Below are 24,466 nucleotides of genomic sequence, written 5' to 3'. Positions count from 1 at the left end.
TCCGACCGTATTTTACCTAGTCTATTTATATCGCCTATCCTACAACTGACAGGAAATATGCGCCTATGCAATAGTTCAATATTGTCTAGTGAATTTGGATTCTGTGATCTATCACTTCTAGTTCCTACTAATGCTACGGTATTTTATTCGTTACAACCTTTTATGAAATTTTATTCATTAACTTCTCTTGAACATCTTTCTTATTTTGAACGATTGCAATTTTTGTTTTTTCTATATAAATACCTTTTTGAAGTAAAACAATATACAACAAAGTAATAAAACCTAGCGTAAATAGCAATGTGAATAACATTTCAGGTTCAATTCCGCCACCTTGTTGTGTCGGACCATCACCAAACACGATTGGATGGAGCTTTGAGTTCCACCAGCGTATTGCCATAAATACGATTGGAACGTCAATAAAACCAATAATTCCAAATACTGAGGCTAATCTTGCTTTCTTTTCCCAAGCCCCGTCCATATGGCGAATCATAATATAAGATACATAAATAAACCATAAAATCAATGTCGTTGTTAATCTAGGTTCCCAAGTCCACCAGGTATTCCATGCACTTCGTCCCCAAATAGGTCCAGTTGTTAAGACGATAGTTGTAAAAATCACACCAATTTCAGCAGAAATTCCTGCAATGATGTCATAAACCCTCTTCCTTTTTATAAGGTATAAAATACTATAAACAAACACGACTCCAAAAGCCAAAAATGCAACCCAAGCTGAACCTACATGAAAATAAAATATTTTCTGTACGACGCCCATCGTAACTTCAACTGGAGACCATATAAATATTAAAAACATTGTTACTACACCTATTGGAATTGTTAACCAAAGAAGTATCTTATGAAGTTTTGATTCTGTTTGCCAAACCACATTATTCTTTGTCATGCTTTACACCTCCATCACATATTCAAATAATAAGAAACAAATAACAAAAAATACAAGATCATAACCTATCATCAATTGCATCCACGATATAGCACTTGATAAATTCTCAAGATTAACTAGCAATATTTTTGTTGCCTGCACAGCTGCAATAATAATCGGACTAACTATAGGAAATAAGACAATTGGTAATAGCATTTCACTACTTCTTGAATTAGCAGTTAATGCAGCTAAAAATGTACCAATGCTTATAAAACCAAAAGTTCCTAAAAAGATAACTGCTAAAAATAAGGGAACGTTTCCTAGTAAGCGAAAATCAAATAAGATAAATAATAATGGTATAGAAATGAATTGAACTAATAGCACAAAAATGAAGTTAGCGAGCATTTTGCCAAAATAAATACTTGAAGGATCAATAGGTGCAATAATCATTCCATGTAAGCTATCTTGATTTTTTTCAGCTAAAAATGAACGGTTTAACCCTAATATTCCAGAAAAGATAGTAATGACCCATACCATTCCAGGTACCACTGCTTTGACAGCATTACTCGTAGGGTCAAAGGCAAAGCTAAAGGTCACAATAACAAGCCCTGAAAAGATTAACATAGTACTTAATAGTTGTTTTGTTTTCCACTCAGAATATATATCTTTCCAAGCGATTATCCATGCAGATTTTAATAGTTTAATCATGTTAACTCACCATTCCTGCATACGTTTCTTTGATATCTTTCACATTTTTTGCACCTGAAATAGCAAAATCATCAATTAACAATCCTTGTTTCATAACGATTGCTTTATCACATGTTTCAATGAGTTGATGGAAATCATGTGTAACCATAATTATAGTTGTACCTTCCCGCTTCAATTGCAAAATAACATTATTTAAAATTGAAACTGCCCTTTGATCTAAACCAGTATGTGGTTCATCTAGAAGTAGAATACTAGGTGAATGAATAATCGCTCTAGCAATCGCAATTCTTTGTAGCATTCCTCTTGAAAATGAGCGAACAGGCTCGTGCATAAATAAGCTTAAACCTACCATAGAAATGAGTTCTTTTGCTCTTATCTCAATATTTTCTACATCATAGAGCTTTCCGTAATAAACTAGATTTTCAATCGGCGAAAAGTGCTCATATAAGAAACTGCTATGTGATAGAAATCCAATTTTTTTCTTAATAACCTCTTCGTTCGCTTTTAGCTTCAAATTATTTATCAAAACTTCACCACATGTCGCATCCATTAATCCACTAATTATTTTTAATACTGTACTTTTCCCAGCTCCATTAGGACCTAGTAAAGCGATCGTTTCCCCTTCTTTGACTGATAGATTGACTCCACGTAGAATCTCTTTCTCCCCTATCTTTTTCGTTAGCAAAGATGTTTTTATCACGCAGATCCCCCCAATCTATTCAGTCATTTGTTTTATTTTAATTTTCACTTGAATTAACATATCTTTATAAGCATTAAACTGTTCATTAAACTTATCTTCAGATATTTCTCCTGCTTTAAGTTCATCTTCTAAATCGATCATTTTCGTCATAATTGCATCGCGCTTTCCAAGCAATTGTTGAAAAATTTTCTCCTCTTTATCCTCGGTTAAAGATATTTGCCCACGCAAGTTTTTTTGACGAAAGTAAATGAAAAACAGCCCGCCTCCTACTATGATTACACCAAGAACAATTAATAAAATATGTGGGTTAAATTGTTTTAATGGTGAGTCAAACCACATTCGTAAATGTCCTGGATTATGAAAGCTTGGAGAATTTTGTGTGACTGCAGCACTCATAATAAAAATGCTTTTCACATTACTTCCCTCCCCGCTGTTTTCTCACTTGATCAAGTTCATTAGCTATTTCATTTTCTATATCCTTTTTAACTTGTTTAGGAATATTCTTTATTGTATGAGCAACATGAACATCGTCTACTAACGTTTCCTCCGCCATAATAGGAAGAAGCATTTTTTCATAGTTATTTTTTAATTTCTCATAATCTTCTGTCGATAATTTTTGCATGTTATAATCCATTTCGAGTTCATTTAGTGTCGCAAATATTTCTTCTTTTTTTATGATATCTACTTCATCTATCATGCTTTCATGAAAAGTTACATTCTTTTTTGAGAGCAATGGAGATATTACTATATAACTACAAACTACTACTAATAAGGTGGCTGTTATAATCGAGACCAGATCCATATCAATCACATCCTAAAAAAGCTTTTTTCTTTCTTTATCAATCATTTCTCTTAAAACTGCATCGGTGTTCTCGTCACGTAAAGCTTCATCAGTTGTTATTGAATGAGCACTGTTATTTTTTTTGATCCAACTACAAATAACTGTAAATACAATCACTCCAGCTACAATCAATACGATAAACGGTGTGATCCATGCTGAAAGGCTAAATCCTTGCTTTAAAGGGGCAGACAATGCCTCTTCGCCAATTTCCTCAACATAGAAATTTAAGATCTCTTCCTTGTTCATCCCTTCTTGCATCATTTGAGCAACTTCTTCGTAATATTCTTGCTTAACAGGGCAAGTAGCCAGATCATCCCCCGCATGTCCTTCCATGGCAAGCATTGCAACAATGCTCTGAAATTGTGCCGAACTATAATCAACATCTTCTGCTGCATAGGTACTGGAAGAAAATAAAATTATAAGAAGCCCAGCCAAAATGAATAAGCGCTTCATCATTCCCCCATCCTTTCTACGCAATCTGTTAAGATACATCTCTCTGTACCCCTTTATATCTCGGTGTAATATTGCCGTATTTTCCACTCCAAACAGCAAATATTGCACCTATTAAAACAACCATGCCACCCGTCCAAATCCATTTTACAAGTGGATTAATCCGAATAACAAATGTAGCTCTTAAATCTTGCTCCCAACCACTTAACACAATATAAAGATCTTCGTCCCAATTACTAATAAGAGCTACCTCAGTTGATGGTTGATCGAATGAACCATAAAAGACTTTTTCTGCTTCAGCGTATCCTAAATCTTGACCGTCTTTGTTGATTTTTAGAGTTGCAAACACAATATCATTGATTCCTTCACGTTTTTGTTGTAAGTTTTCATAGGTAATTGTGTACTCTGCAAGTTCAATACTTTCTCCAATCGCTAGCGTCTTCATTGTTTCAACATTGAAGTTATTGGAACCAATTATACCTACTGCCATTAGAGCTATCCCAATATGAACAATATAGCCACCGTACCGTCTACGATTACGAGACATTAAACGACCAAGAGCAACAAGCACATTCTCTTTTGTAACAGCCCTTCTAGCCTTTACCCCGCGACTAATTTCAAGAACGTGAGTAAAAATCATGAATGCAACAACAGCAAAGCCGATAATCGGATATGCTTTTCTAATACCTAGAAATATTAGTAACATAGCAACGAGCAAGCTCAAAATTGCTGGAATTAAAAAGTTTTTCCGTAGATTTCTTACAGTTGAGCGTTGCCAAGCGATTAAAGGACAAATAGCCATAACAAACATTAATGCAAGCATAATAGGTGACATTACTGTATTAAAGAAAGGGACACCAACCGTAACCTTCGTTCCTTTAACCGCTTCAGAAATGAGTGGGAAAATTGTTCCCCAAAATACTGCAAATGTTGCTCCGACTAGTATTAAATTATTGATTAAAAAACTACTTTCTTTTGACAAAAATGACTCAAACTGTCCGCTGTTTTGTCTTAATAAATGATAGCGACTCATCATTACATATAGTGCAAATAAGACGGCAAGTGCCATAAAAATTAAAAAATAAGTACCTAAATTACTATCTCCAAAAGCATGAACTGAAGTTAAGATGCCACTTCTCACAAGAAAAGTTCCAAATAATGTTAATGCGTATGAAAGAATAATCAAACTAATATTCCAAATCTTCAACATCTGCTTGCGTTCTTGAATCATTACAGAATGTAAAAAAGCAGTGACAGTTAACCATGGCATAAAGGATGCATTTTCAACAGGGTCCCATGCCCAATAGCCACCCCATCCGAGCTCAAGATAAGCCCAATAACCTCCGATTATATTGCCAAGAGTTAAAAATAACCACGCCACTATTGTCCAACGTCTCGTCATGCGAATCCAAAAAGCGTCTACATTCTTTAGTATTAAAGCAGCGATAGCAAATGCAAAAGGTACTGAAAGTCCTACATAACCTAAGTACAATGTTACTGGATGTAAAATCATCCCTGGGTCTTGTAACATTGGATTTAAACCTTTCCCAACAGCAGGAATAACTTCATTCAACTGAAAAGGATTCGTAGTCGTTGCTAACAAGAAATAAAAGAAAATAATATTTCCAAGCATGATTGTTCCAATATAAGGAACCATTGGATTGCTTTTCATTTTCCTTGAAAACACAACCATCGTTGCGTACATCGTTAAGAAAAATGTCCATAATAATAAAGAACCTGCATTACCTGCCCATAATGCTGAAAGCTTATATATCAGTGGTAAATCGCTACTTGTATACGTAGAAACATACTTAAATTGAAATTGACTTGTACCTAAAGCGTAGAATAAGACAAACATTGAAACACATGTTAATAAAAAGATCGATAACACACCATTTTTCCCACTATTTATTAACTTTTGATTTTGCTTTCTTATTCCTAATATGAGAATAATAAATGAATAGATTGAAATGACAAATGCTAAATAAACGGCTGTACTACCAATTAAATACATGGCTAATCACCTTTCTTTACTCCTCATTTTCTATCTTTTTATGAAGCTCTGGGTCATAGTCACTTTTTTCTTGGTCTTCATATTTGGATGGACACTTAGTTTGAAGTTTCTCAGCAAAAAACACACCATCCTCTTGTATATATCCCTCTACAATTGCAGTTACATCTTCACTAAAATTGTCTGGACGTACCCCTTGATAAAATATTGGAAGCTCATTACCATCTTCGTCTCGTACTGTAAAGCGAAGTTCGATATTATCTGCATTCCAATCAATTGAATCTTCAATTAATAACCCTTGAGTCATGACGAATTTATCGCTGTACTTCTCTTCATTTGCTAATAGTTGTGTAAGTGTCAACTCTGTACCGCTTGAACCTGGTGTAGCAGCTATGAGCAATGTTAGAATAGCTATGATGATCAAACTTCCACCAAACAATACTTTTTTATTTTTGTTCATTACATTCACCCCTCAACTTAGTTCACTCATTTTTTTGCGATACGTTTGTTCATCAATTTCATCATTAGCCAGCATGTTTCTTAACTTCTTTTTATCTTGTTGTCGATTTGTAGCTTTAATTTCGCTTTCACGTTCTTTGTGTTTCTTTTTCTGAAAAATTAAGAGCATGATTGTGAATAAAAATATTAATGAAATGACAACGATTGCAATAATTGTATTTGTTGATAACCCTCCATTATTTGATGAGTTAGTTTGTATTTGGACACTAGTATTGTTATTTGGTGCTATGTCATCAATTTTACTAGTTGTCGTTTCATTGTCTTTCTTCTCATAAGACACATCAAATACTTTCTTCTCCCCAGCTTTTAATTGAATAACCTCATACAAATACATGTTAATCCCCATCGTATCTTGTGAATGCTGATTAATTGTTGGTTGTATGGAAAAATCACTTGCTCCTAATGGTTCAAAGAAGATAATGTTTAGAGCGTCCATATTATTGTCAGCTACGTATTCATATGTGAAATTTTTCTTATTCCCAGTAAGGCTTATATCATGATAATAATATTCGATTACAAATTTATAGCTTTGCCCTGGATCTATAGGTTCTTCTGGTATAATCGTTACTTTGTTAGAATTCTTCTTCATTTGTACTTCTATTTCTTGAAGTGATTCTTTTGTTTCATCGAGGGTATGTGCTGCTAGCCCTATAAAAAAATTTTTTTTATTTACAGGTAATGTTAGGTTGATACCTTGACTAATTGACTCAGGTGATTGATTTACAATAGTGCCATGGTAACCAACAAGTACAGTTGGTTCATCATTATTAGCATGAGGATGATTCGTATATTCTGGCATAACGATTATTGTAATGTCTTCTATAGATATGTTGTCGTAAGATGCAAGTATAGATTGAGGAAAGAGAATACTCATTAGTACCAAAATGAATATTGGAAAACATTTTTCCTTAACATAAGGAGCCTTCATTTTTTTCACCTTATTTCCCATTTCTTTCATTTCTAATATGATTGTATTAAAAATTGCTTGGTTACAACATATTGGTAAACCTATTGTCAAAAATCATCCATATTTTAGTTCACAAAAACTTCATACCAAATTGTGACTTATGTTACAGACATTACCGAAAGATGAATCGCACTAAAGATCATCACCCGACGAGTGCCGGATTCCTATGATTTGGAGATGCCCTTCACCCTCGAATGATAGAAGAAGTGACTTAGGATACAATACCGTAATCTCACGAGGCACTGAAGTCGTGTCTTGTGTATGTTGCTTTATAACCATTTTGAATCCTTAGTTTGTGTATTTGAGCCACTACATTTTTCTGAAAAGCTGTATTGAGAGATGAAGCAGCTATCTGAAATCCATTTTAAAAAATATAAACCATTCAGCTTGATTCAATAAAAAATTTACAGTATATTAATAATAAATATGATATTTGTGATTTATTTCACATATATATTAAGTCTATTGTCTTCTGAAGGCTCATATCAAAACATTTTTCTACTATTGATAAAGCATCTAGATGAAATTAGTGTTTTGTTTGCACTTGCACAATGACAAACATATGCCTGCACAAAATTGTTATCACCTTATAAACAATGGAAATATAGCTTTTTAATGAACAAAAATGCACCGTACAATATTGCCGTATTGTACGGTGAAAATTAGTTTGTTAATCATCGTTCTATGAGTGCTTAATTCTTTGGTGGTTGTTGATTTGGGAAGTAATCATTTATAACATGGTCTTTCTTTTTAAACACATCTGGTTCATCATAAACAGCTTTTTTCACTTTTTCAATTTCTTCTTTTAATTCGTCAATATTTACATCTAGTTTCACCAATTCTTCAGTTGCTATAATAATAGCTTCATTTAATGCTTCAGTAGATTTTTTCATACTATCCATGGCACCTTGAGGGTCATGAAATCCAGCAGAATTTTCTGCAGCTACAATATCAAATAACCACTGTCCTTTACGAACAAGTTCTTGTGCTTCTTCAATTTTAGACGCAGGAGCACTGGTAGTTATCATCTTGTTAATATAGTAATGTGCATCAATAGATATTTCTTCAGCCTTGTGTAAGTTCTCCATATGAGTATCTTGAATGCCTTCAACCCGATCTTTAAGTTCTTGCTCAGTTTTGTCTGCATGACATGTACGACATGATTGCTCAATTGTTTTTAAAGGTGAAGTCCATTGGTGACTAGTAATCTTTTTCTTACCGTCTGAACGTTCGTATGGCATATGGCAATCCGAGCAGGAAACTTCAGCGATTCCATGAGGACCTTCAGACCAAATTTCGAATTCTGGATGCTGAGCTTTTAGCATTGGCGCACCTGAAACGGTATGAATCCAGTCTTGTGCAAACCCAGAATCTTTTGCTATCGTATCGTAGTATTCATACATTTCTTCTGGCTTTAATCCATTTGTCCATGGGAATGTTACTGCCTTCTTTTCTGGTTCAAAATAGTACTCTACGTGACATTGTGCACATACATACGTACGCATTTCATTTTTTGTAGGGTTTGAAATGTCTACTCCTCTTGCTTCCATAGCTGTTGCAAACATTGGACGAGTCACACGTAATTCCATCGTTTCGGGATCATGACAATCTGAACAACCGATAGGAGAATGTCCTAATTCTTCAGCACGAGGTACAATCTCATTTCGAAAGTTTGCTGACCAGTATCCGTCTCCAAATTCGTCCTCCTCTAATAAAATAGGAACCGCAGTACTTTTACAAGTAAAACAAGAACCAATTGACTTATCCGTAATTCTAGCAATATTGACATTATCTTCAACAGCATAAATGTGTCCACGATCTTCATTATATTCCTTTGCAAATCCATAACCATTAAAAATTATTGGCAAATAAGGTTCTTTAGTGTGGTCAAATTTTGACGTTGGTATTGATCCGCCGTATTTCGTATCAGACATTTCTTCATTACGCTTATAGCTTTCATACTGTAACGGAAAAATGTCAGCAAATGCTTCATTATTTATTTCGTCAGCTGATAGTCCCGTATTGTATAACTTTTTAGCAGCGGTACTTTCATTCGCTTCATCTGAACCACAGGCAGCAATAATAGCGATTAAAAAAATCACTAAAGCAGTAGGAACTATAATTCTTTTGATGCTCTTATGCATTTTCCTCACCCTTTCTCAAAAGATTCGTTTCGATTATTAATGTCATAATCGGCTGGTTTAAACCATTCATCTGTCTTAAAGTTGCCATTACCATGAGGGATTTGCCTATGACAATCAGTACAATTTTCTTTTGCATCGTGTGATAAATTATTTAGTGTTCCTTCGTGACAGCTTTTACAGTTTTCTTGAATAACGTCAATGGTGGCTGTTTTCGCATGAATAACATCCGGAATCTTATCAGCACCAAATGTATTCATGTAAATATCATGCGTTCCAGCTTTCGCTTTAAACAGTATTTTCTTTCCAAGGCTATCAGTTGGAGCATGACACTTATTACAAGCGATATTTGCATGTGTAGAGTCTACAAAGCTACTATAGGCTGAATCCATAGGGTGACAAGTCGAACAAAATTCTGCACTATCTGTATAATTCATTGTCTCAGCACTTGCTACTGCTACAACAACTCCTAAAAATAGCCCAATTAAAATAATGACTTTTTTATCAAGCGCTTTAAGCTTTTTCACCATATCTTCCCCCTCCTCTTCTTTCATTTTTTATATCTTCTTCATACCAATTAAAAGGCTAATTAGTATGTCAGCCACTAAATAAATTGACACTTGTGAAAAAATGAGCAATTTAATAAATATTGATTCACCGATTGGTGATGGTAGAAAAGTATAATCATATATCATTCACTAATATTGAAAATTGTTGAAAAGAGCCTACCTATAGGTTGATTGTACCTTTCCAACTAAACATTACCATATTTTATTGAATATTTGATACGCCATTATTGACAAACTATTGTCTATAACAAGGCCAAATTGTGTACATTTGGAAAAATAATTGTTTCAAGTATATTTAACAAAAACGGACCAAACTGTTACCCCTAGACTAGCATTGGAACGTTTTTAATGGAAAAAATATTTTATTTTCTCACAGTCAGATATATAGTCTTGACAGGCTAGGAGAGAGAGCTAGCAAATAAAAAAAGTAGGCTTTACTATAAAAGTAAAACCTACCTGAATGAATATATATGTGCGTTTTTACCTAATGGCTGTTTTTAACAAAATGGAAACTCAATTATTGTTAAAGTAGAAAAGATGCTACGAACGCTAGGTTTATACGTGCTTATCTATTTGAACGAAAAGCAACAACCAATGCGAAAACAGCCTATTGTATAGAGTCATCCTACTTAGCTGTAATGATGAAAAGGTAATATATTTATAATTGGTAATGATCGTCCTTTGTTTAGTAACTACGTAAAATTTTCCTTATCAATTAACTTAACGATCATCAAATTTTTCATTATCATTTTTATCACTCTCCTGTAATTATTTGCAATGATTATTATATGATTGGGTAAGCTCTAAACGATTTCTCTCTTTCTTCATCAATCATTTTTTTTACTTGCTCTTCTCGATAAGCTTTTTCAATTGAATACAAGCGTTTATTAATTGTTATTGTGATAGACAAAATATTGAATTTCATATGGTTTCACCTCCTTTAAGTTCATTACATACACTATGTTCAATTTGACAATAAAAAACCACAGGTAAATTTTCTATACCTGTGGTTAAAATAATCAAAATTATTTTATAAATAAGCATCAAAAGGAAAGATTTTGCTATTTATATAAAAAGCCACAGGTATACTATTCAACCTGTGGCGTGTATGCTATGTTAGTTATTGAAAGACCCGCATTCCGACATCGGTCGAGTAGTAAGAAATACTATTTAATTTAATAAGTTTAAATGATTTGCCTAACATTAAATTCGACCTCCTTATCAGAATTTGTTTATTTCATAGGAAAGTATAACCAATTTATAATGTTTTGTAAAGGGCTTTTTTGTAAAAAATAAAATAATTTTCTTACTCGAGATCATTTACTATTTTTTTATACTTTATTACAGTGTTAAATAAGAGAAACGCTACGAGTAAAAAAATATAGGTCATTGCCATTAATAAGTTGACATTAGTCGCTTCTTGAACATGTTGATTAATGATAACACCTAAATATAAAAAGACACTAATTGCAATTAAAACAAATGCAATTCTTGTAAAGTCGACAATTTTAAATTTCAAATCACGTAATTGCTTCTCATCCATTTTAAGTTTGTCACCTACTTTTCTAAGTATCTATAAATCTACTTTAACATATCTTAGTAGGCCAAAATGAATGTAACTTTAACCAATTATAAGGTAGGAACCAATCTTAAAAATAAATTAACGGCACTATGGCTGTTGCGAATAGGCTCATAATCTATAGAGAATACGGGTTAACTGAAAAAAAAAGGCGAAAATACCTTCGCCTTTTTTTATTTATCCTTTAAGTGCGTTAGCTAAGTCCGCGATTAAATCCTCCACATCTTCAAGTCCTACTGAAATGCGTACAAGCCCATCTGTTATACCTAGCTCTTCACGACGTTCTTTTGGTATTGAAGCATGTGTCATTTTTGCAGGAACTGAAATTAAACTTTCAACTGCACCAAGGCTTTCCGCCAATGTAAAATACTTAACTTGCTTAAGAAGTTGTTCTGCTTTTTCTTCACTACCTACATCAAATGAAATCATCCCCCCATAGCCTCTAACTTGTTTTTTTGCAATATTATGATTCGGATGACTACTTAATCCAGGGTAATATATTTTTTCTACACCTGGGTGATTTTGTAAAAAATTAATAATTTGTTTAGTATTTTCTTCGTGCTCTTCCATTCGTATTCCTAACGTTTTGATTCCTCTTATTAATAACCATGAATCCTGAGGGCCCAATATGCCACCTGTAGAATTTTGAACAAAATGTAGGTCTTCAGCTAATTGATTGGAATTAACTACAACAAGACCAGCAACGACATCGCTATGACCACCAATATATTTTGTTGCACTGTGCAATACGATATCTGCTCCAAGATTTAGAGGTGTTTGCCAATATGGTGTACTGAACGTGTTATCTACGATTGTTAACAAATTATGTTCCTTTGCTACGTTAGAAGCTCCTCTAATATCAGTAATTTTTAGCAACGGATTTGTAGGTGTTTCAATATATATTGCTTTCGTATTTGAACGGATTGCTGTCTCGATATTTGGCAAATTGCTCGTATCAATAAAAGTCGATTCTATTCCTAGTTTGTTTAAAACTTTCGTCATTACACGGTAAGTTCCACCATATACATCATCAGTTAAAATGACATGATCACCGCTGTTAAATAACATCATCACTGCTGTAATTGCTGCCATTCCAGAGCTAAATGCAAACCCTGCTGTTCCTTCTTCGAGGTCTTTAATGAGCTCCTCTAAAGCATGTCTTGTTGGATTACCTGTTCTTGAGTACTCAAATCCTTTATGCTCACCTATCCCATCTTGCTTATATGTGCTTACTTGATAAATGGGAATAGAGACAGCTCCTGTTTGTTGATCACTCGGAATGCCACCATGGATTAATTTTGTCTTTGGTTTCATTTTATATCGAACCTCCATAAATCTGTTTACTTAAATAACGTTCGCTACTGTCTGGAAAAATAGTTACGATGTTCATTTTTTTCTTAGCCTGACTTGCTTCAATAAGAGCTGCATGGAGTGCTGCCCCTGAAGAACTACCAACTAAAAGCCCTTCTTTTCTTGCTAGTTCTTCTACTCTCATAAAGGCATCATTATCAGATATTGTATGAATTTGATCAAAATATTTTGTATCCATATAATCTGGAAGAAATTCCATACCGATTCCTTCTGTCTTGTGGGGTCCTATATCACCACCATTTAAAATAGATCCTTCGGGTTCAACAATGACGGTCTGTAACAAATTATTTTGTTCTTTTAAATATTTCGCAGTTCCCATAAATGTTCCACCCGTTCCTGCTCCTGCAATAAACATATCAATATCACCATCTAGTTGGCTCCACATTTCAGGTCCTAAGGTTTTATAATAGGTCATTGGATTTGCCGGGTTGTTAAATTGCTGCGGACAGTACGAGTTTGGAATCTCATTAAGTAGTTGTTGAGCTTTTGCAATTGCTCCCCTCATACCTTCGCTCGTTGGTGTGTGTACAATTTCAGCACCTAGCGCTTTCATTAGCAATTGTTTTTCTATACTAAATTTTTCAGGCATACATACAATTACGTTAAGCTTATGTCTTAGTGCTGCTAATGCTAATCCGATGCCAGTATTTCCTGCAGTAGGTTCAATGATCGTACCGCCAGGTTTAATTGCACCAGACTGGAGAGCTTCTACAATGAGCTCTTTACCTAACCGATCTTTAATACTGCCACCAGGATTGTAATATTCAAGCTTTGCATAAAGCTTTACTTGTTTTGGTAAAGGAAATTGCGTTAGCTCAATCATTGGGGTATTTCCAATTAAGTCATGTACGCTGTGAACAACACGCATAATTATTTTGTCACCTCGAAAATTTTTTCTAAATGCTGTTTTCGCATTAATTGTTGCTTTACATACTAGGCTTTTTTTGTATAGAACGTTGTTTTTCGTGCTAAAAAATAAACACGGATATGATTAGTTTGCGTAGTATCTATTTTAGGAACTATAAAAAAATTAACGAAAAGAGCCCTGTAATAAGAGCTATACATGTCCAGCATCTTTTCTTCTCTAAAGACTATAAAAAATCATACCATACACGTCACTTACTCAAATTCACGTAACAAAAAGCAACAAAGTTTACGTAAAGAGCCTTTCTTAATAAGTGCGAAGCTCTTTGAATAAGATGTGAGCTTACTTAAGCCCTTCTACCATATTCATAACTAAGTTGGCTGAATGTAAGGCAGCTGTTGGTAAAAATTGCTCGAAAGAGATGTCTGATTCTTTACCAGCTATGTCTGAGAGAGAACGTATTACTACAAAAGGAACCCCAAATTGGTAACAAACTTGGGCAATCGCTGCAGCTTCCATCTCAACTGCATACAAATCGGAAAACTTATCCCGCACCATTGCTACTCGACTAGGGTCACTCATAAAAGAATCACCAGTAGCAATAAGTCCTTTCACGGTTTGGATATTTTCTATTTTCAGAGCTGCTTTTTCTGCAACTTTCAGAAGATTATTATCTGCTAGAAAAGCTGGTGGTAATTGTGGAACTTGTCCATACTCATAACCAAAAGCTGTTACATCTACATCATGATGACGTACTTCTGTTGAGATCACCACATCCCCAACGTTTAATGACTCTAAAAGTCCACCAGCTGAGCCAGTATTTATGACATAGTCTACGTGAAAGCGATCAAGTAGAATTGACGTACTCATTGCTGCATTTACTTTGCCAATTCCTGACTTCAGTAATACAACTTCAACTCCATGTAAATGACCCTCTGTAAATTCACATCCAGCAATAACACTTACTTGTTCGTTGTTAATGTTATCTCTTAAGATGATGACCTCTTCTTCCATGGCACCTATAATTCCTATTTTCATCTTGGTTTCCCTCTTTTCTATATTCCATTATTATTTATACCATTTCTCCGCATCACGAGGATATACTAAAACTCCATTCAATATTGTAACATATTCAACAGCAAAACCATTTACTGTAATAATTCAGCTCTACTGCTAGTGAAAGTAAACTTGACCAGTGAAATCAGGTGGAGACTTTACTCCACCTGATTAAAAGATCCCACCTATAGAAGTGGGGAAAAATTCCTTAATATAAACTTAGATCAATTCAGGTTAAAAAGCCCATTATACACATTTCTATACCCCGAATTCATTCAATTGCTTCTAATTTATCATAGAAATAATTTCTTAGCAATTTGCAAGCATATCATCGTTAATATTATCGTAAAAGAGCAAAATATAATATTTTCGTACACTCTCACATTTGATAAAATGGACGATACATACAATTGTGGAAGGATGTCAGTAAAATGGATTTTTCTTTAGATATACTCAAAGATAAGGTTGAATTTTTTGAAGCTCAAGATTTAGCAACATTAGAAAAAAAAGTTAATGAACAAATCGAAGTGAATAAAGCTATCTTATTAGAGGTTCATCATATTTCTCATCAAATGCAGTTTGATCAAGACGGTAGAAGATATTTTAGTGCTGTCGTTCACTTTAAACGCAGCAATTAAATGTAATCTTTTTCTCTTAAACACCTTCATCTTAAAAAGATAATAGAACTCATCTTAGTAAACTTGCATTGATTAAAATATGGACTATTTTGATTTAGTTTCTTGTCGTAAACTTTGTTGTTTATTTCTAAAAATCGACAGTATGATAAGTTTTATGAAAGCTCAATAATTGTAAAAGTTGAGAAGGTGCCAACGCTAGATTTATACGTGCTTATATCTTAAAACGAAAATGGAAATTTAGCCTTGAATTAAAATAAACCGCCTTTGCATACAGCAAATGGCGGTTTATACTTAACCTTCTGAGGATTCCTCTCTCGATTCGTCCTCTTTTTTATTGTATTCATTCTCTTGTAATTGCTCTACTTTAGTAGGCTTCCAGCCTTCATTGTCTACCCATTCCATATATACTTTATAAATTAAGCTCCCGTCAACATTTGAACTAATTGTAGCCAGAGATTTATTGTGACCGTTATTTCCTAAAAACCACAAAGTATAATCTTCTTTAGCAATTCCTGTAGCATAACTTATCGCTTTTTCCATCTCAACCCAGTCCACTGTATCGTCCTCATAAACAGCTCCAATATGATCTGTTTGCTCCGTACCGACTGGTTGCCATGAATCACTAGTTATTGTTTTAATAATGTTAGCATCTTCACTAGCAGTTGTTTCCTCTAAATCTGTAACTGGTTCAGGTGAACTATCTTCAGCTGTTTGCTCGTTAGTTTCAGAAGTATTGTTGTCCTCTTCGTTAGATACTGCTTCGTTGTTTTCTTCTATAACTATACTAGCTTCACCGTTTTCTTCTAGATTATTTTCGTTATTATCTATGTCATTATTATCATCATCTTCATCAAATGTCGAGTTAGTTTCTTGAGACTCGTCATCATCCACTATTCCAACAGCTGCATCACCATTACCTTGTTGCTCAATACTATCTGATGCAACTGGATCACTAACTTTGGAAAATAGCAGCTTTCCTCCAAGGAAAACAATTAACAAAATGACTATCCCAATTAAAATATTTAATAATACATTCCCTCTCTTACGCCTTTTATTCCTTTCGTAGCGAGGTCCCTCATATAAATCTTCAATATTTCCCCTCACAAAAAGTCCTCCTTACTCTTATATGTATATGTATAATTGTATCATTAGATAGGTACCTATTATATAATTTTATGAGCTACTTTCTTCAATTTCATATATTGTTTCAATTATTTCATAGAAGACATCATTTGTCACAGCATTGTTTTCTGGTTGTTTTAAATCAACTACAACAAGTGCATATTTGGGATTTTGCACAGGAAAATATCCCGCAAACCATTTATTATGTAATTCCTCACCATTATCATTCTTAATACCTAGTTGAGCTGTTCCTGATTTACCAGCGACCTCATATGAATTCCCTTGAAACGCCCTTCCTGTACCCTCCAAAACAACTGTACGGAGAAGTTGCTGTAATTTTAAAATCGTATAAGGTGAAAGGGGTTGATTGTCTTTAACTGTTTGTATAGGAAATGAATATAGTGTTGTTTCATTTTTATATAGTATATCACTGACTACTCTTACTTGCAGCTCTTTACCACCTCTTGCAATTGTAGCCATCATATTGGCAATAGCCAATGGCGTAACTTTAACATTTTTTTGTCCATTTGCAGTTTGTGCAATAGCTTTCGGAGATGTCTTGTCAGATTCATCAAACCATATCGTTCCTGTCCCTGCGTATGGCAGTTGGTTAAAATCTTCAAAATGAAATACATCCCCATTCCAAATTACAGGATTTATTATACCTAGTTTAGTAGCATATTCTTCAATACTTTGCGAGCTTAATTCCATAAGCTCTTGAGCTAATACTGAAAATGTATAATTACAACTATTAGCAAAGCTTTCCTCAAAGTTTAACATACCAGAAAGATACTGTGATTTACCCTCTCCATACATATCCAAGTCACAATCAAATATACGATTCGATTGTAATAAATTGTGTTCAATCGCTGCAGCAGCAATAACTGGTTTAAACACAGATCCTGGGGTTTGCACTGTTAACATTCTATTTTCTAATGCATCATCCACGTACGGGTCTGAATGATTAATTGATGGTACACTTACCATAGCAACCACGTCATTTGTATCTATATCAATTAATACTAGGCCACCATCATTAAGTTGGTGTTTGTTCACAATTTTTTCTGCTGCAATTTGAATTTCTTTGTCAATCGTTGTTTTGATAGTTACAGGGTAAAAAGGATTTGCTGGCTCTGTATATTTTACTTCTAAGCCAAACAACGGCCCATTTTTTCCATCTACATGATACAGGAGCTTAGATTGTGCTTCTGGCAAGACAAATTCATTAAACTGTTTTTGCAGACCTGATATACCACCTTTTAGACTAATCGATTTTGCTCCTTTGACTTCTTCACTTTGTACTGATGCTTGCTCATATTCACGTACTAAGCCAATTAAATGTTCTGCAATTTTGTCTGGCACTTCATTCTGCCTATTCACAGCAAAAACACCTGGAATCTTCAAATTATTTATCTCTGTCATTTGAGTGTCTGTTAAGGTAAACGCCTTCCCCTCTTCAAATACAATAGGTTCGTTTGCAGTTTTTACTGCCTCATTTAACTTTTCTGGAAACACATTTATTAAACGTGCAACTTGTTCGATTGGCCAGTCCATATTCTTGAGAAATGGAAATAAAATTAAGCTAGGCTGATTAATATATGTTAATGGTTCATTATTTTTATCAACAAACTTCCCACGTCCTTGGTCAATTACAACCTGCTGAGTGCGTTGTGAAACACTTGCTTCTAATAAATTGATTTTGTGCTTTGAAAACTCTTCTGTTTGAATAAGCTGGATTTGTATAAGTCTAATGATCAGGGCTATGATAAAAATAATTACAACAACAGATAAATTTATGGTTCTTTTTCTAACATACATAAAAAAACACCTCATCATCAGTTTTGACAAGGTGTTTCGGATTAAAACCTATTGGACGGATACTATTTTCACTAACATTTCTCCACCAGGAGTTTGAACTTGTACTTCTTCACCTATTTGCTTGCCAATTAGACTTTTGGCAATAGGTGAGTCATTTGAGATCTTCCCTTCAAATGGATCAGCTTCAGCACTACCTACAATCGTATATGTTTCTTCTTCACCATCTGGTAGTTCAACAAATGTAACAGATTTTCCTATAGAAACCATATTTGAATTACTGGAGTCTTCTTCAATAATTTTGGCATTTCTAATCATGTTTTCAATTGTTGTAATTCTTCCTTCAACAAATGCTTGTTCTTCCTTTGCTGAATCATACTCAGAATTCTCAGAAAGGTCACCAAAACTACGTGCAATTTTTATACGTTCAACTACCTCTTTACGACGTACTGATTTTAAAGTTTCTAATTCCTGCTCTAATTTTTCCTTACCTGCTGCTGTCATTGGAAATACTTTTTCAGCTGCCATTCCCTTCACTCCTCTTGTTATTAACGATCAAAGTTTGAATTATTATAACATATGTACAATTACCATTTACGAAATATCTTAAAGACGACAATTTTAATGATAATTAATCACGTATCATTAAAATTGTCATGCCAAAGATATGAATATTATACAATGATTGCATTTACATTTATCTATGCTATCGTATTACAAAATAGACTTTTGTTCAAGAATTGTTTGAATTTTTGTTACCATTAGGTCAATTGCAACATGATTGCGTCCCCCTTCAGGGATGATAATGTCAGCATAACGTTTCGATGGTTCAATAAATTGATTGTGCATTGGGCGTACTACAGACACATATTGATCAATGACTGAATCTACAGTTCGTCCTCTCTCCTTAATATCCCTCAATATTCGACGTGTAATCCTTATATCTGCATCAGTATCTACATATAGCTTAATGTCCATATAATTCCTCAAGCGTTCATCTTCTAAAACTAACATGCCTTCAAGGATAATGACATCTTTTGGTTCAACAAGGATAACCTCTTCTGATCTTGTATCAATTGTAAAATCGTATACTGGCTTTTTAATGCTTTCAAATGCAAGCAGCGATTCTATATGATCAATTAGTAAATCATTGTCAAATGCTAACGGATGATCATAATTTGTTTTACGTCGTTCTTCTATAGATAAATGACTTTGGTCTTTATAATAGTAGTCTTGCTCGAGGATTAAAAGCGAATGCTCTTTCAAATGCTCGTAAATTGCTTTAGTGACACTTGTTTTCCCAGAGCCAGAACCTCCAGCTACACCTATTACTACCGGCTTCTTCCCCATCTTAGTTCTCCTTTCGCATCATGTTGTTCGGGAAGACATCCTTGTCCACTCTAAATTTAATGATTTGTAATGGATGTCTTGCTGCATCCAGAACGTTCCCATCCTCATCCCAAATTTCTTCGATTTTTTGAGTGAAATTTTCAATTTCTGGCCCAAAAAATTCGACTTCTTCTCCTGGCTTAAAATGATTACGTTGCTGTAAAGTAACTATTTTCGCTTCTTTATTGTAGTCCAAAACTAATCCAGCAAAATCAAATGCTGTTTTCTTGCTATGATTTCCATACATTTGTTCTTTATACCCCGGTACACCCTCAAAAAATGCTGGAGCTGTTTCACGATTTGCACATTTATCAAGTTCTTCAAGCCATTCTTGTTTAATAGTAAAATAATCTGGATCAGCACAATATGCGTCAATAATTTTTCGATACACGCTTACTACAGTAGCTACATAATGAATTGACTTCATACGACCTTCAATTTTTAAACTGTCAATACCTAAGTCAATCATTTTTGGAATTGATTCAACTAACTTTAAATCTTTCGGACTCATTGCAAATGGTGCGTCATTTTCCTCAAACAATGCCACTTCATCATCATTTGAGTTAAGGCTATACAAGTCATAATCCCATCTACAAGATTGACAACAACCTCCACGGTTAGAATCACGTGCAGTCATATGATTACTTAACGTACAACGCCCCGAATAGGAAATACACATTGCCCCATGAATAAATGTCTCAATTTCAATATCTGTCTTTTCCTTAATTTCTCTTATCTCTTCCGCACTCGTTTCACGACCTAATACAACACGCTCCAGACCTTCTTCTTTCCAAAATTGAACTGCCTTCCAGTTTGAAAGTGATTGCTGTGTACTTAAATGGACCTCTAACTTAGGAGCAACTAGTCGACATGTTTCGATAATTAACGGATCTGCAACGATAATTCCTGTTACACCAGCACTTTGAAGCCCTTGTAAATATTCTTCTAAACCATCAATATTTTCATTGTGAGCATAAATATTTGTAGTTACATATATTTTGGCACCATAATCATTGGCGAACTTAACCCCTTCTGCCATTTCTTCATGGGAGAAATTATCGGCATTGGAACGTAAGCCATATTCTTGACCTCCAATATACACCGCATCTGCTCCGTAATGAACAGCTATTTTTAACTTTTCTAAATTACCTGCTGGGGCTAGTAACTCAGGCTTTTTAGTAATAACTCTTTGGCCATTAATCATAGCAGAAATTCCATCTTTTAATGCAACCATAATTACTACCTCCTTTTATGTCTAGCTTTTCTTTTGTTCTAGCATTAGCACCTACCTCCTTGGAATCATAAGCCAAGCCGCTAAGAAGGTTATAAAAACAACCTTCCTGCGACTTTTCTTATGCTTGTCACCGATAAGCAGGTGCCTTGCGCTTTTCTTGTCTAGTTCCAACGCCTATTCCCTAGAGGTCACTTCGTCTAATCACCTGAAGGCAAACTACGCCTTCTTGTGATTTGACTCCAGTGCTTGTCGGGAATGTACGAGGCGCTTCCGCTTTTCTCTTGTCTAGCTCCAACGCCTATTCCCTAGAGGTCACTTCGTCTAATCACCCGAAGGCAAACTACGCCTTCTTGTGATTTGACTCCAGTGCTTGTCGGGAATGTACGAGGCGCTTCCGCTTTTCTTATTGTCTAGCTCCAGGCACCAACGCCTCGAGGTCATAAGCTAAGCCGCCAAGAAGGTTAAAAAACAACCTTCCTGCGACTTATCTTATGCTTGTCGCCGATAAGCAGGTGCCTTGCGCTTTTCTTTAATAAACTGTTTCTTTAAAGAAAAATCCACTATCTAACGGGCGATTCTGGGGTTGTATCTTTTCAATTTCTTCAATAAGCTGGTCTTTTTGTTCTTCGTATTGCTCTCGATCTTTGGCACACAAATCCATCGCATATCGATATTTTCTTGTAACCTCTAGTAAATATTGAGGTGATTTTAATACCCCATCAATTTTAAAGCTTTCTATTCCAGCATCAATCATTTCTTCTAATTCATCTATTATACAAATATCATTTGGACTCATAATATGTGTTCCATTTGTATCTTCGAAGATTGGATATTTATTGTTTCTTTCATTATCGTGTAGAAATAAATTTTTATTATTACTATCGTTCTTTACTTCCATAGACTTACCTTGGAATTCAAAGTAGTTACCAATCAATGAACGTTTTGAATGAAACATACATGTCATACCATGGACTTGTACCTCTAGCTTCACTTTTGCATGTTCCTTCATTTCAAGGATCGCATCCATATTTAACTCTCTAGCTAGGACAGCACGTTCAGCACCTTTTCTTCCCCAATAGTTGCATGTATACCAGTTAGTAGCTGTTGTTTCTGTGTTCCAATGCAACCTCATATTTGGTGCGATCTCTTTCACAGTCATTAACACAGCAGGATCGCCGTAGACAATTGCATCTACCCCAACTTCATTTAAATAAGAAATGTAGTCTGGTAGTTCACCAATTTTGTCGTTATGATATATGCCATTCATAGCTACATATACTTTTCTATTTTTTGCATGGGCGATTTGTACTACTTCTTTTATATCATTTCTACTAAATTCCCCAGCTAATCTTAAACCATACCTTTGTTCACCTATAATAAAAGCATCAGCCCCTGCTTGAATAAGTGGTTCAATATCTTCCACACAAGTAGGGGTAACTAATAATTCTGGTATCCTCATTTTTTAGTCACCTCTTCGCTTACTAATTGCCATGCCATCTCCTACTGGTAATATAGTTGTATCATATAAAGGGTTCTTCATTAACCACTCGTTATAATTTCTTATTTTGCTAATAAGTTGATTAGTACGCTTATTTTCTGTATCAATTTTGGAAGCTACAAAACCTTTATATAAAACATTATCAGTAATGATTATTGCATTTTGTGAGAGCATAGGGCTATACATTTCAAAAAATCGTTTATATTGCCCTTTTGCTGCATCTATAAATAACAAATCAAATGGACCTCTATGTTTCACTTGTTCCTCAAGTTCAAGGGCATTGCCAAATAAAATATCTATTTGATTTGAACATCCACTCGTTTTTACGAAGTCAAGTGCAGTGTCGTATCTTTGTTTGTGACGTTCAACCGTTACAATTTCTGCATGTGGCAAAGTTAATGCCATCCTTATAGCAGAATAGCCAATCGCAGTTCCAATTTCCAAAATTTTTTTGGGTTGCGCAATACGTAATATTTGTAGTATTGCTTCTATTCCAACGAGCTCCATTATCGGGACATGGTGCTCGTTTGCATACTTCTCCATTTCGTGTATTAAAGGCGGCCTCTCTTTTACGAGACTCTCTAAATAGGTATTCACTAGCTCGACATCCACGCTATGCTACCTCATTCCTCTAGATTATCATTTTTCAATTAGACTGTTTTCGGGTGATTGTTGTTATCTTAATAAGAATATAAACTCGTTACATCTAACGGTCGTATGATCTTTGCATCTATAAAACGATACAAACTTATAAAACCACTTCTTACAATTCTAATTTAGTAACAAAAGCAATAAACTTTTCGAAAAGAGCCTTAAAAAAAGAAGAGTTCGACAAAAGAACTCCCAACAACTCGATATATTTTACCATAACAACAAGGGGATTGCGAATTATTCTCCGCCTCCCCTTTAATTACCATTTTTTATACAAATAATTTTTCGATCTCTTAGTCATTCGTAATATATTGTGCTTTTAGCGCATTATGTTCTTCAAGTGTTTTTGCATAAAAGACATCTCCCGATGGAGCTGCTAAGAAATATAGGTAGTCTGTACTTGCTGGATTTAATGCGGCAATGATGGACATTTCCCCTGCATTAGCAATCGGACCTGGAGGTAAACCAGCATGCATATAAGTGTTATATGGAGAATTCACTTCTAAATCTTCGTATAGTACGCGCTCCTTATGCTTTCCTAATGCGTATAACACTGTAGGATCGGTTTGTAAAGGCATACCAATATCCATTCGATTGTAAAATACACTCGATATCTGCTCTCTGTCGGTTTTTGCTGTAGCTTCCTCTTCAATTAATGAAGCCATTGTTAAGACTGTGTGTGCAGACATTCCTAACCCTGCAATTTCTGCATCATAATTTAATAATACTTCTTGTGTTTTAGCTAACATTTTTTCTACAATATCCTCAATTGAAGGATCTTCTTTGTAAAAATCGTAAGTTGCCGGGAAAAGATATCCTTCAAGGGGATATTTAATATTTTCACCTAGAATTTCTTCCGTCAAGAGATCAGGATAGCGAGATTGAAGTGTAGCTATATACTCTTTGTCTGTAAGTTTTGCCATCACTTCATCTTCAGAATAATTCGTTTTCTCTGCAATTATTTTACCGATTTGTGTTAGTTGTTTACCTTCAGGAATCGTTACTTTAAAAACAACATCTTGTATAACTACACCGGTTTTAATACTATCAATCAACTCTTGAAAAGTCATTGACTGACTCAATTCATAGTCTCCAGCTTGAAAACCTGATTCATTTTTAAACTTAATATAATAGCGAAATATTTTAGCATCTTTTATAAGACCATTTTCCTCTAATATATTTGCAATAGCAGTTGATGAAGAACCAATCGGTATCGTAATATTAACAGTTTCCTTATTCTCGGGGTCTACTGGTTGTAGAGCTGATTTTATATATACATAGCCGCCTCCAATAACTCCAGCTATTACAATTAATAAAATTAAAGTGATAACAAGTACAATTCTTCTAACAATTTTAGCTTCTTTATGCTGTTCTATAATTTTTTCCTGTTTTTCATTACGTGTTTCTTTCTCAGACATATCGTGTCCTCCTTTCACTCGAACTATTATACTACATTTTTTTTATC

At 34.5% G+C, this 24,466-nt stretch carries 25 protein-coding genes; 1 reads left to right on the top strand and 24 read right to left on the bottom strand.

Annotation, left to right across the window (positions count from 1 at the left end; translation table 11 throughout):
• Positions 1 to 160: 160 nt before the first annotated feature.
• The 16 genes from ACSVDA_RS12990 to mtnN form a co-directional block, all read right to left on the bottom strand.
• Complete coding sequence (locus ACSVDA_RS12990; protein WP_485883767.1) at positions 161 to 898, bottom strand: cytochrome c biogenesis protein; 738 nt, start codon at positions 896 to 898, stop codon at positions 161 to 163.
• A gap of 3 nt (positions 899 to 901) precedes the next feature.
• Positions 902 to 1,585, bottom strand: coding sequence for a heme exporter protein CcmB (locus ACSVDA_RS12985; protein ID WP_485883765.1), 684 nt, complete (start codon positions 1,583 to 1,585; stop codon positions 902 to 904).
• A 1-nt stretch (position 1,586) separates the two neighbouring features.
• Positions 1,587 to 2,285 (bottom strand): ABC transporter ATP-binding protein, encoded by a 699-nt coding sequence (locus ACSVDA_RS12980; RefSeq protein WP_485883763.1) that lies wholly within the window; start codon positions 2,283 to 2,285, stop codon positions 1,587 to 1,589.
• Positions 2,286 to 2,300: 15 nt separating this feature from the next.
• Positions 2,301 to 2,699: a hypothetical protein gene (locus ACSVDA_RS12975; RefSeq protein ID WP_485883762.1), complete on the bottom strand. Its 399-nt coding sequence runs from the start codon at positions 2,697 to 2,699 to the stop codon at positions 2,301 to 2,303.
• Between the two features lies 1 nt (position 2,700).
• Positions 2,701 to 3,087 (bottom strand): hypothetical protein, encoded by a 387-nt coding sequence (locus tag ACSVDA_RS12970; RefSeq protein ID WP_485883760.1) that lies wholly within the window; start codon positions 3,085 to 3,087, stop codon positions 2,701 to 2,703.
• 12 nt (positions 3,088 to 3,099) lie between these two features.
• Positions 3,100 to 3,618 carry a cytochrome c-type biogenesis protein CcmH gene (locus ACSVDA_RS12965; protein WP_485883758.1) on the bottom strand — a complete coding sequence of 173 codons (519 nt, stop codon included), beginning with the start codon at positions 3,616 to 3,618 and terminating at the stop codon, positions 3,100 to 3,102.
• Complete coding sequence (locus tag ACSVDA_RS12960) at positions 3,608 to 5,590, bottom strand: heme lyase CcmF/NrfE family subunit (RefSeq protein WP_485883757.1); 1,983 nt, start codon at positions 5,588 to 5,590, stop codon at positions 3,608 to 3,610. Before ACSVDA_RS12960 ends, ACSVDA_RS12965 begins: the two co-directional genes overlap by 11 nt.
• Positions 5,591 to 5,606: 16 nt before the next feature.
• Positions 5,607 to 6,047, bottom strand: coding sequence for a cytochrome c maturation protein CcmE (locus ACSVDA_RS12955; protein ID WP_485883755.1), 441 nt, complete (start codon positions 6,045 to 6,047; stop codon positions 5,607 to 5,609).
• A 12-nt stretch (positions 6,048 to 6,059) separates the two neighbouring features.
• The gene (locus tag ACSVDA_RS12950) at positions 6,060 to 7,064 is read right to left on the bottom strand and encodes a hypothetical protein (RefSeq protein WP_485883754.1); all 1,005 of its coding nucleotides are present in this window, start codon (positions 7,062 to 7,064) and stop codon (positions 6,060 to 6,062) included.
• 701 nt (positions 7,065 to 7,765) lie between these two features.
• A complete protein-coding gene (locus ACSVDA_RS12945) occupies positions 7,766 to 9,217 on the bottom strand; it encodes an ammonia-forming cytochrome c nitrite reductase subunit c552 (RefSeq protein ID WP_485883753.1) in 1,452 nt (483 codons plus the stop codon).
• 5 nt (positions 9,218 to 9,222) lie between these two features.
• Positions 9,223 to 9,744 carry a cytochrome c3 family protein gene (locus ACSVDA_RS12940; RefSeq protein WP_485883751.1) on the bottom strand — a complete coding sequence of 174 codons (522 nt, stop codon included), beginning with the start codon at positions 9,742 to 9,744 and terminating at the stop codon, positions 9,223 to 9,225.
• Positions 9,745 to 10,567: 823 nt separating this feature from the next.
• Positions 10,568 to 10,708: a YrzI family small protein gene (locus ACSVDA_RS12935; protein ID WP_485883750.1), complete on the bottom strand. Its 141-nt coding sequence runs from the start codon at positions 10,706 to 10,708 to the stop codon at positions 10,568 to 10,570.
• A gap of 381 nt (positions 10,709 to 11,089) precedes the next feature.
• Positions 11,090 to 11,326: a YrhC family protein gene (locus ACSVDA_RS12930; protein ID WP_485883749.1), complete on the bottom strand. Its 237-nt coding sequence runs from the start codon at positions 11,324 to 11,326 to the stop codon at positions 11,090 to 11,092.
• Between the two features lie 213 nt (positions 11,327 to 11,539).
• On the bottom strand, positions 11,540 to 12,676 hold the full coding sequence (locus ACSVDA_RS12925; RefSeq protein WP_485883747.1) for a bifunctional cystathionine gamma-lyase/homocysteine desulfhydrase: 1,137 nt from the start codon (positions 12,674 to 12,676) through the stop codon (positions 11,540 to 11,542).
• 1 nt (position 12,677) lies between these two features.
• Positions 12,678 to 13,601 carry a PLP-dependent cysteine synthase family protein gene (locus tag ACSVDA_RS12920; protein ID WP_485883745.1) on the bottom strand — a complete coding sequence of 308 codons (924 nt, stop codon included), beginning with the start codon at positions 13,599 to 13,601 and terminating at the stop codon, positions 12,678 to 12,680.
• Between the two features lie 339 nt (positions 13,602 to 13,940).
• Entirely contained in the window at positions 13,941 to 14,636 is a 696-nt protein-coding gene (gene mtnN / locus ACSVDA_RS12915) for a 5'-methylthioadenosine/S-adenosylhomocysteine nucleosidase (RefSeq protein ID WP_485883743.1), read from the bottom strand.
• Between the two features lie 449 nt (positions 14,637 to 15,085).
• Here mtnN and ACSVDA_RS12910 point away from each other — a divergent pair, with 449 nt between their 5' ends.
• The gene (locus ACSVDA_RS12910; RefSeq protein ID WP_485883742.1) at positions 15,086 to 15,292 is read left to right on the top strand and encodes a YrzA family protein; all 207 of its coding nucleotides are present in this window, start codon (positions 15,086 to 15,088) and stop codon (positions 15,290 to 15,292) included.
• Positions 15,293 to 15,583: 291 nt separating this feature from the next.
• On the opposite strand, the gene ACSVDA_RS12905 is transcribed toward ACSVDA_RS12910, so the two are convergent.
• The 8 genes from ACSVDA_RS12905 to mltG form a co-directional block, all read right to left on the bottom strand.
• Positions 15,584 to 16,396: a YrrS family protein gene (locus ACSVDA_RS12905; RefSeq protein WP_485883740.1), complete on the bottom strand. Its 813-nt coding sequence runs from the start codon at positions 16,394 to 16,396 to the stop codon at positions 15,584 to 15,586.
• A 69-nt stretch (positions 16,397 to 16,465) separates the two neighbouring features.
• Positions 16,466 to 18,232, bottom strand: coding sequence for a peptidoglycan D,D-transpeptidase FtsI family protein (locus tag ACSVDA_RS12900; protein ID WP_485883738.1), 1,767 nt, complete (start codon positions 18,230 to 18,232; stop codon positions 16,466 to 16,468).
• Positions 18,233 to 18,280: 48 nt separating this feature from the next.
• The gene (gene greA / locus ACSVDA_RS12895) at positions 18,281 to 18,757 is read right to left on the bottom strand and encodes a transcription elongation factor GreA (protein ID WP_320207810.1); all 477 of its coding nucleotides are present in this window, start codon (positions 18,755 to 18,757) and stop codon (positions 18,281 to 18,283) included.
• Between the two features lie 186 nt (positions 18,758 to 18,943).
• Positions 18,944 to 19,579, bottom strand: a complete 636-nt coding sequence (gene udk, locus ACSVDA_RS12890; protein WP_485883736.1) for a uridine kinase — start codon at positions 19,577 to 19,579, stop codon at positions 18,944 to 18,946.
• A gap of 1 nt (position 19,580) precedes the next feature.
• A complete protein-coding gene (locus tag ACSVDA_RS12885; protein ID WP_485883735.1) occupies positions 19,581 to 20,852 on the bottom strand; it encodes a peptidase U32 family protein in 1,272 nt (423 codons plus the stop codon).
• 529 nt (positions 20,853 to 21,381) lie between these two features.
• The gene (locus ACSVDA_RS12880) at positions 21,382 to 22,311 is read right to left on the bottom strand and encodes a peptidase U32 family protein (protein WP_485883734.1); all 930 of its coding nucleotides are present in this window, start codon (positions 22,309 to 22,311) and stop codon (positions 21,382 to 21,384) included.
• 3 nt (positions 22,312 to 22,314) lie between these two features.
• Complete coding sequence (locus tag ACSVDA_RS12875) at positions 22,315 to 22,962, bottom strand: O-methyltransferase (protein WP_485883732.1); 648 nt, start codon at positions 22,960 to 22,962, stop codon at positions 22,315 to 22,317.
• A 332-nt stretch (positions 22,963 to 23,294) separates the two neighbouring features.
• Positions 23,295 to 24,419, bottom strand: coding sequence for an endolytic transglycosylase MltG (gene mltG / locus ACSVDA_RS12870; RefSeq protein ID WP_485883730.1), 1,125 nt, complete (start codon positions 24,417 to 24,419; stop codon positions 23,295 to 23,297).
• Between the last annotated feature and the right edge of the window lie 47 nt (positions 24,420 to 24,466).

Source organism: Cytobacillus sp. Hm23 (genome assembly GCF_051842895.1).
Classification (GTDB): Bacteria; Bacillota; Bacilli; order Bacillales; family SM2101; genus Nanhaiella.
Note: the sequence above shows the minus strand (reverse complement) of the source record. Positions and strands in the feature narration are given on the sequence as shown.

What these genes read in the sequence shown, in the direction of transcription:
- ACSVDA_RS12970 (WP_485883760.1), bottom strand. Translation starts at nt 3,087, where the DNA reads ATGGATCTGGTCTCGATTATAACAGCCACCTTATTAGTAGTAGTTTGT.
- ACSVDA_RS12945 (WP_485883753.1), bottom strand. Translation starts at nt 9,217, where the DNA reads ATGCATAAGAGCATCAAAAGAATTATAGTTCCTACTGCTTTAGTGATT.
- ACSVDA_RS12880 (WP_485883734.1), bottom strand. Translation starts at nt 22,311, where the DNA reads ATGAGGATACCAGAATTATTAGTTACCCCTACTTGTGTGGAAGATATT.
- ACSVDA_RS12965 (WP_485883758.1), bottom strand. Translation starts at nt 3,618, where the DNA reads ATGTATCTTAACAGATTGCGTAGAAAGGATGGGGGAATGATGAAGCGC.
- mtnN (WP_485883743.1), bottom strand. Translation starts at nt 14,636, where the DNA reads ATGAAAATAGGAATTATAGGTGCCATGGAAGAAGAGGTCATCATCTTA.
- ACSVDA_RS12950 (WP_485883754.1), bottom strand. Translation starts at nt 7,064, where the DNA reads ATGAAAGAAATGGGAAATAAGGTGAAAAAAATGAAGGCTCCTTATGTT.
- ACSVDA_RS12925 (WP_485883747.1), bottom strand. Translation starts at nt 12,676, where the DNA reads ATGAAACCAAAGACAAAATTAATCCATGGTGGCATTCCGAGTGATCAA.
- mltG (WP_485883730.1), bottom strand. Translation starts at nt 24,419, where the DNA reads ATGTCTGAGAAAGAAACACGTAATGAAAAACAGGAAAAAATTATAGAA.
- ACSVDA_RS12900 (WP_485883738.1), bottom strand. Translation starts at nt 18,232, where the DNA reads ATGTATGTTAGAAAAAGAACCATAAATTTATCTGTTGTTGTAATTATT.
- udk (WP_485883736.1), bottom strand. Translation starts at nt 19,579, where the DNA reads ATGGGGAAGAAGCCGGTAGTAATAGGTGTAGCTGGAGGTTCTGGCTCT.
- ACSVDA_RS12920 (WP_485883745.1), bottom strand. Translation starts at nt 13,601, where the DNA reads ATGCGTGTTGTTCACAGCGTACATGACTTAATTGGAAATACCCCAATG.
- ACSVDA_RS12990 (WP_485883767.1), bottom strand. Translation starts at nt 898, where the DNA reads ATGACAAAGAATAATGTGGTTTGGCAAACAGAATCAAAACTTCATAAG.
- ACSVDA_RS12960 (WP_485883757.1), bottom strand. Translation starts at nt 5,590, where the DNA reads ATGTATTTAATTGGTAGTACAGCCGTTTATTTAGCATTTGTCATTTCA.
- ACSVDA_RS12935 (WP_485883750.1), bottom strand. Translation starts at nt 10,708, where the DNA reads ATGAAATTCAATATTTTGTCTATCACAATAACAATTAATAAACGCTTG.
- ACSVDA_RS12885 (WP_485883735.1), bottom strand. Translation starts at nt 20,852, where the DNA reads ATGGTTGCATTAAAAGATGGAATTTCTGCTATGATTAATGGCCAAAGA.
- ACSVDA_RS12955 (WP_485883755.1), bottom strand. Translation starts at nt 6,047, where the DNA reads ATGAACAAAAATAAAAAAGTATTGTTTGGTGGAAGTTTGATCATCATA.
- ACSVDA_RS12940 (WP_485883751.1), bottom strand. Translation starts at nt 9,744, where the DNA reads ATGGTGAAAAAGCTTAAAGCGCTTGATAAAAAAGTCATTATTTTAATT.
- ACSVDA_RS12930 (WP_485883749.1), bottom strand. Translation starts at nt 11,326, where the DNA reads ATGGATGAGAAGCAATTACGTGATTTGAAATTTAAAATTGTCGACTTT.
- greA (WP_320207810.1), bottom strand. Translation starts at nt 18,757, where the DNA reads ATGGCAGCTGAAAAAGTATTTCCAATGACAGCAGCAGGTAAGGAAAAA.
- ACSVDA_RS12910 (WP_485883742.1), top strand. Translation starts at nt 15,086, where the DNA reads ATGGATTTTTCTTTAGATATACTCAAAGATAAGGTTGAATTTTTTGAA.
- ACSVDA_RS12985 (WP_485883765.1), bottom strand. Translation starts at nt 1,585, where the DNA reads ATGATTAAACTATTAAAATCTGCATGGATAATCGCTTGGAAAGATATA.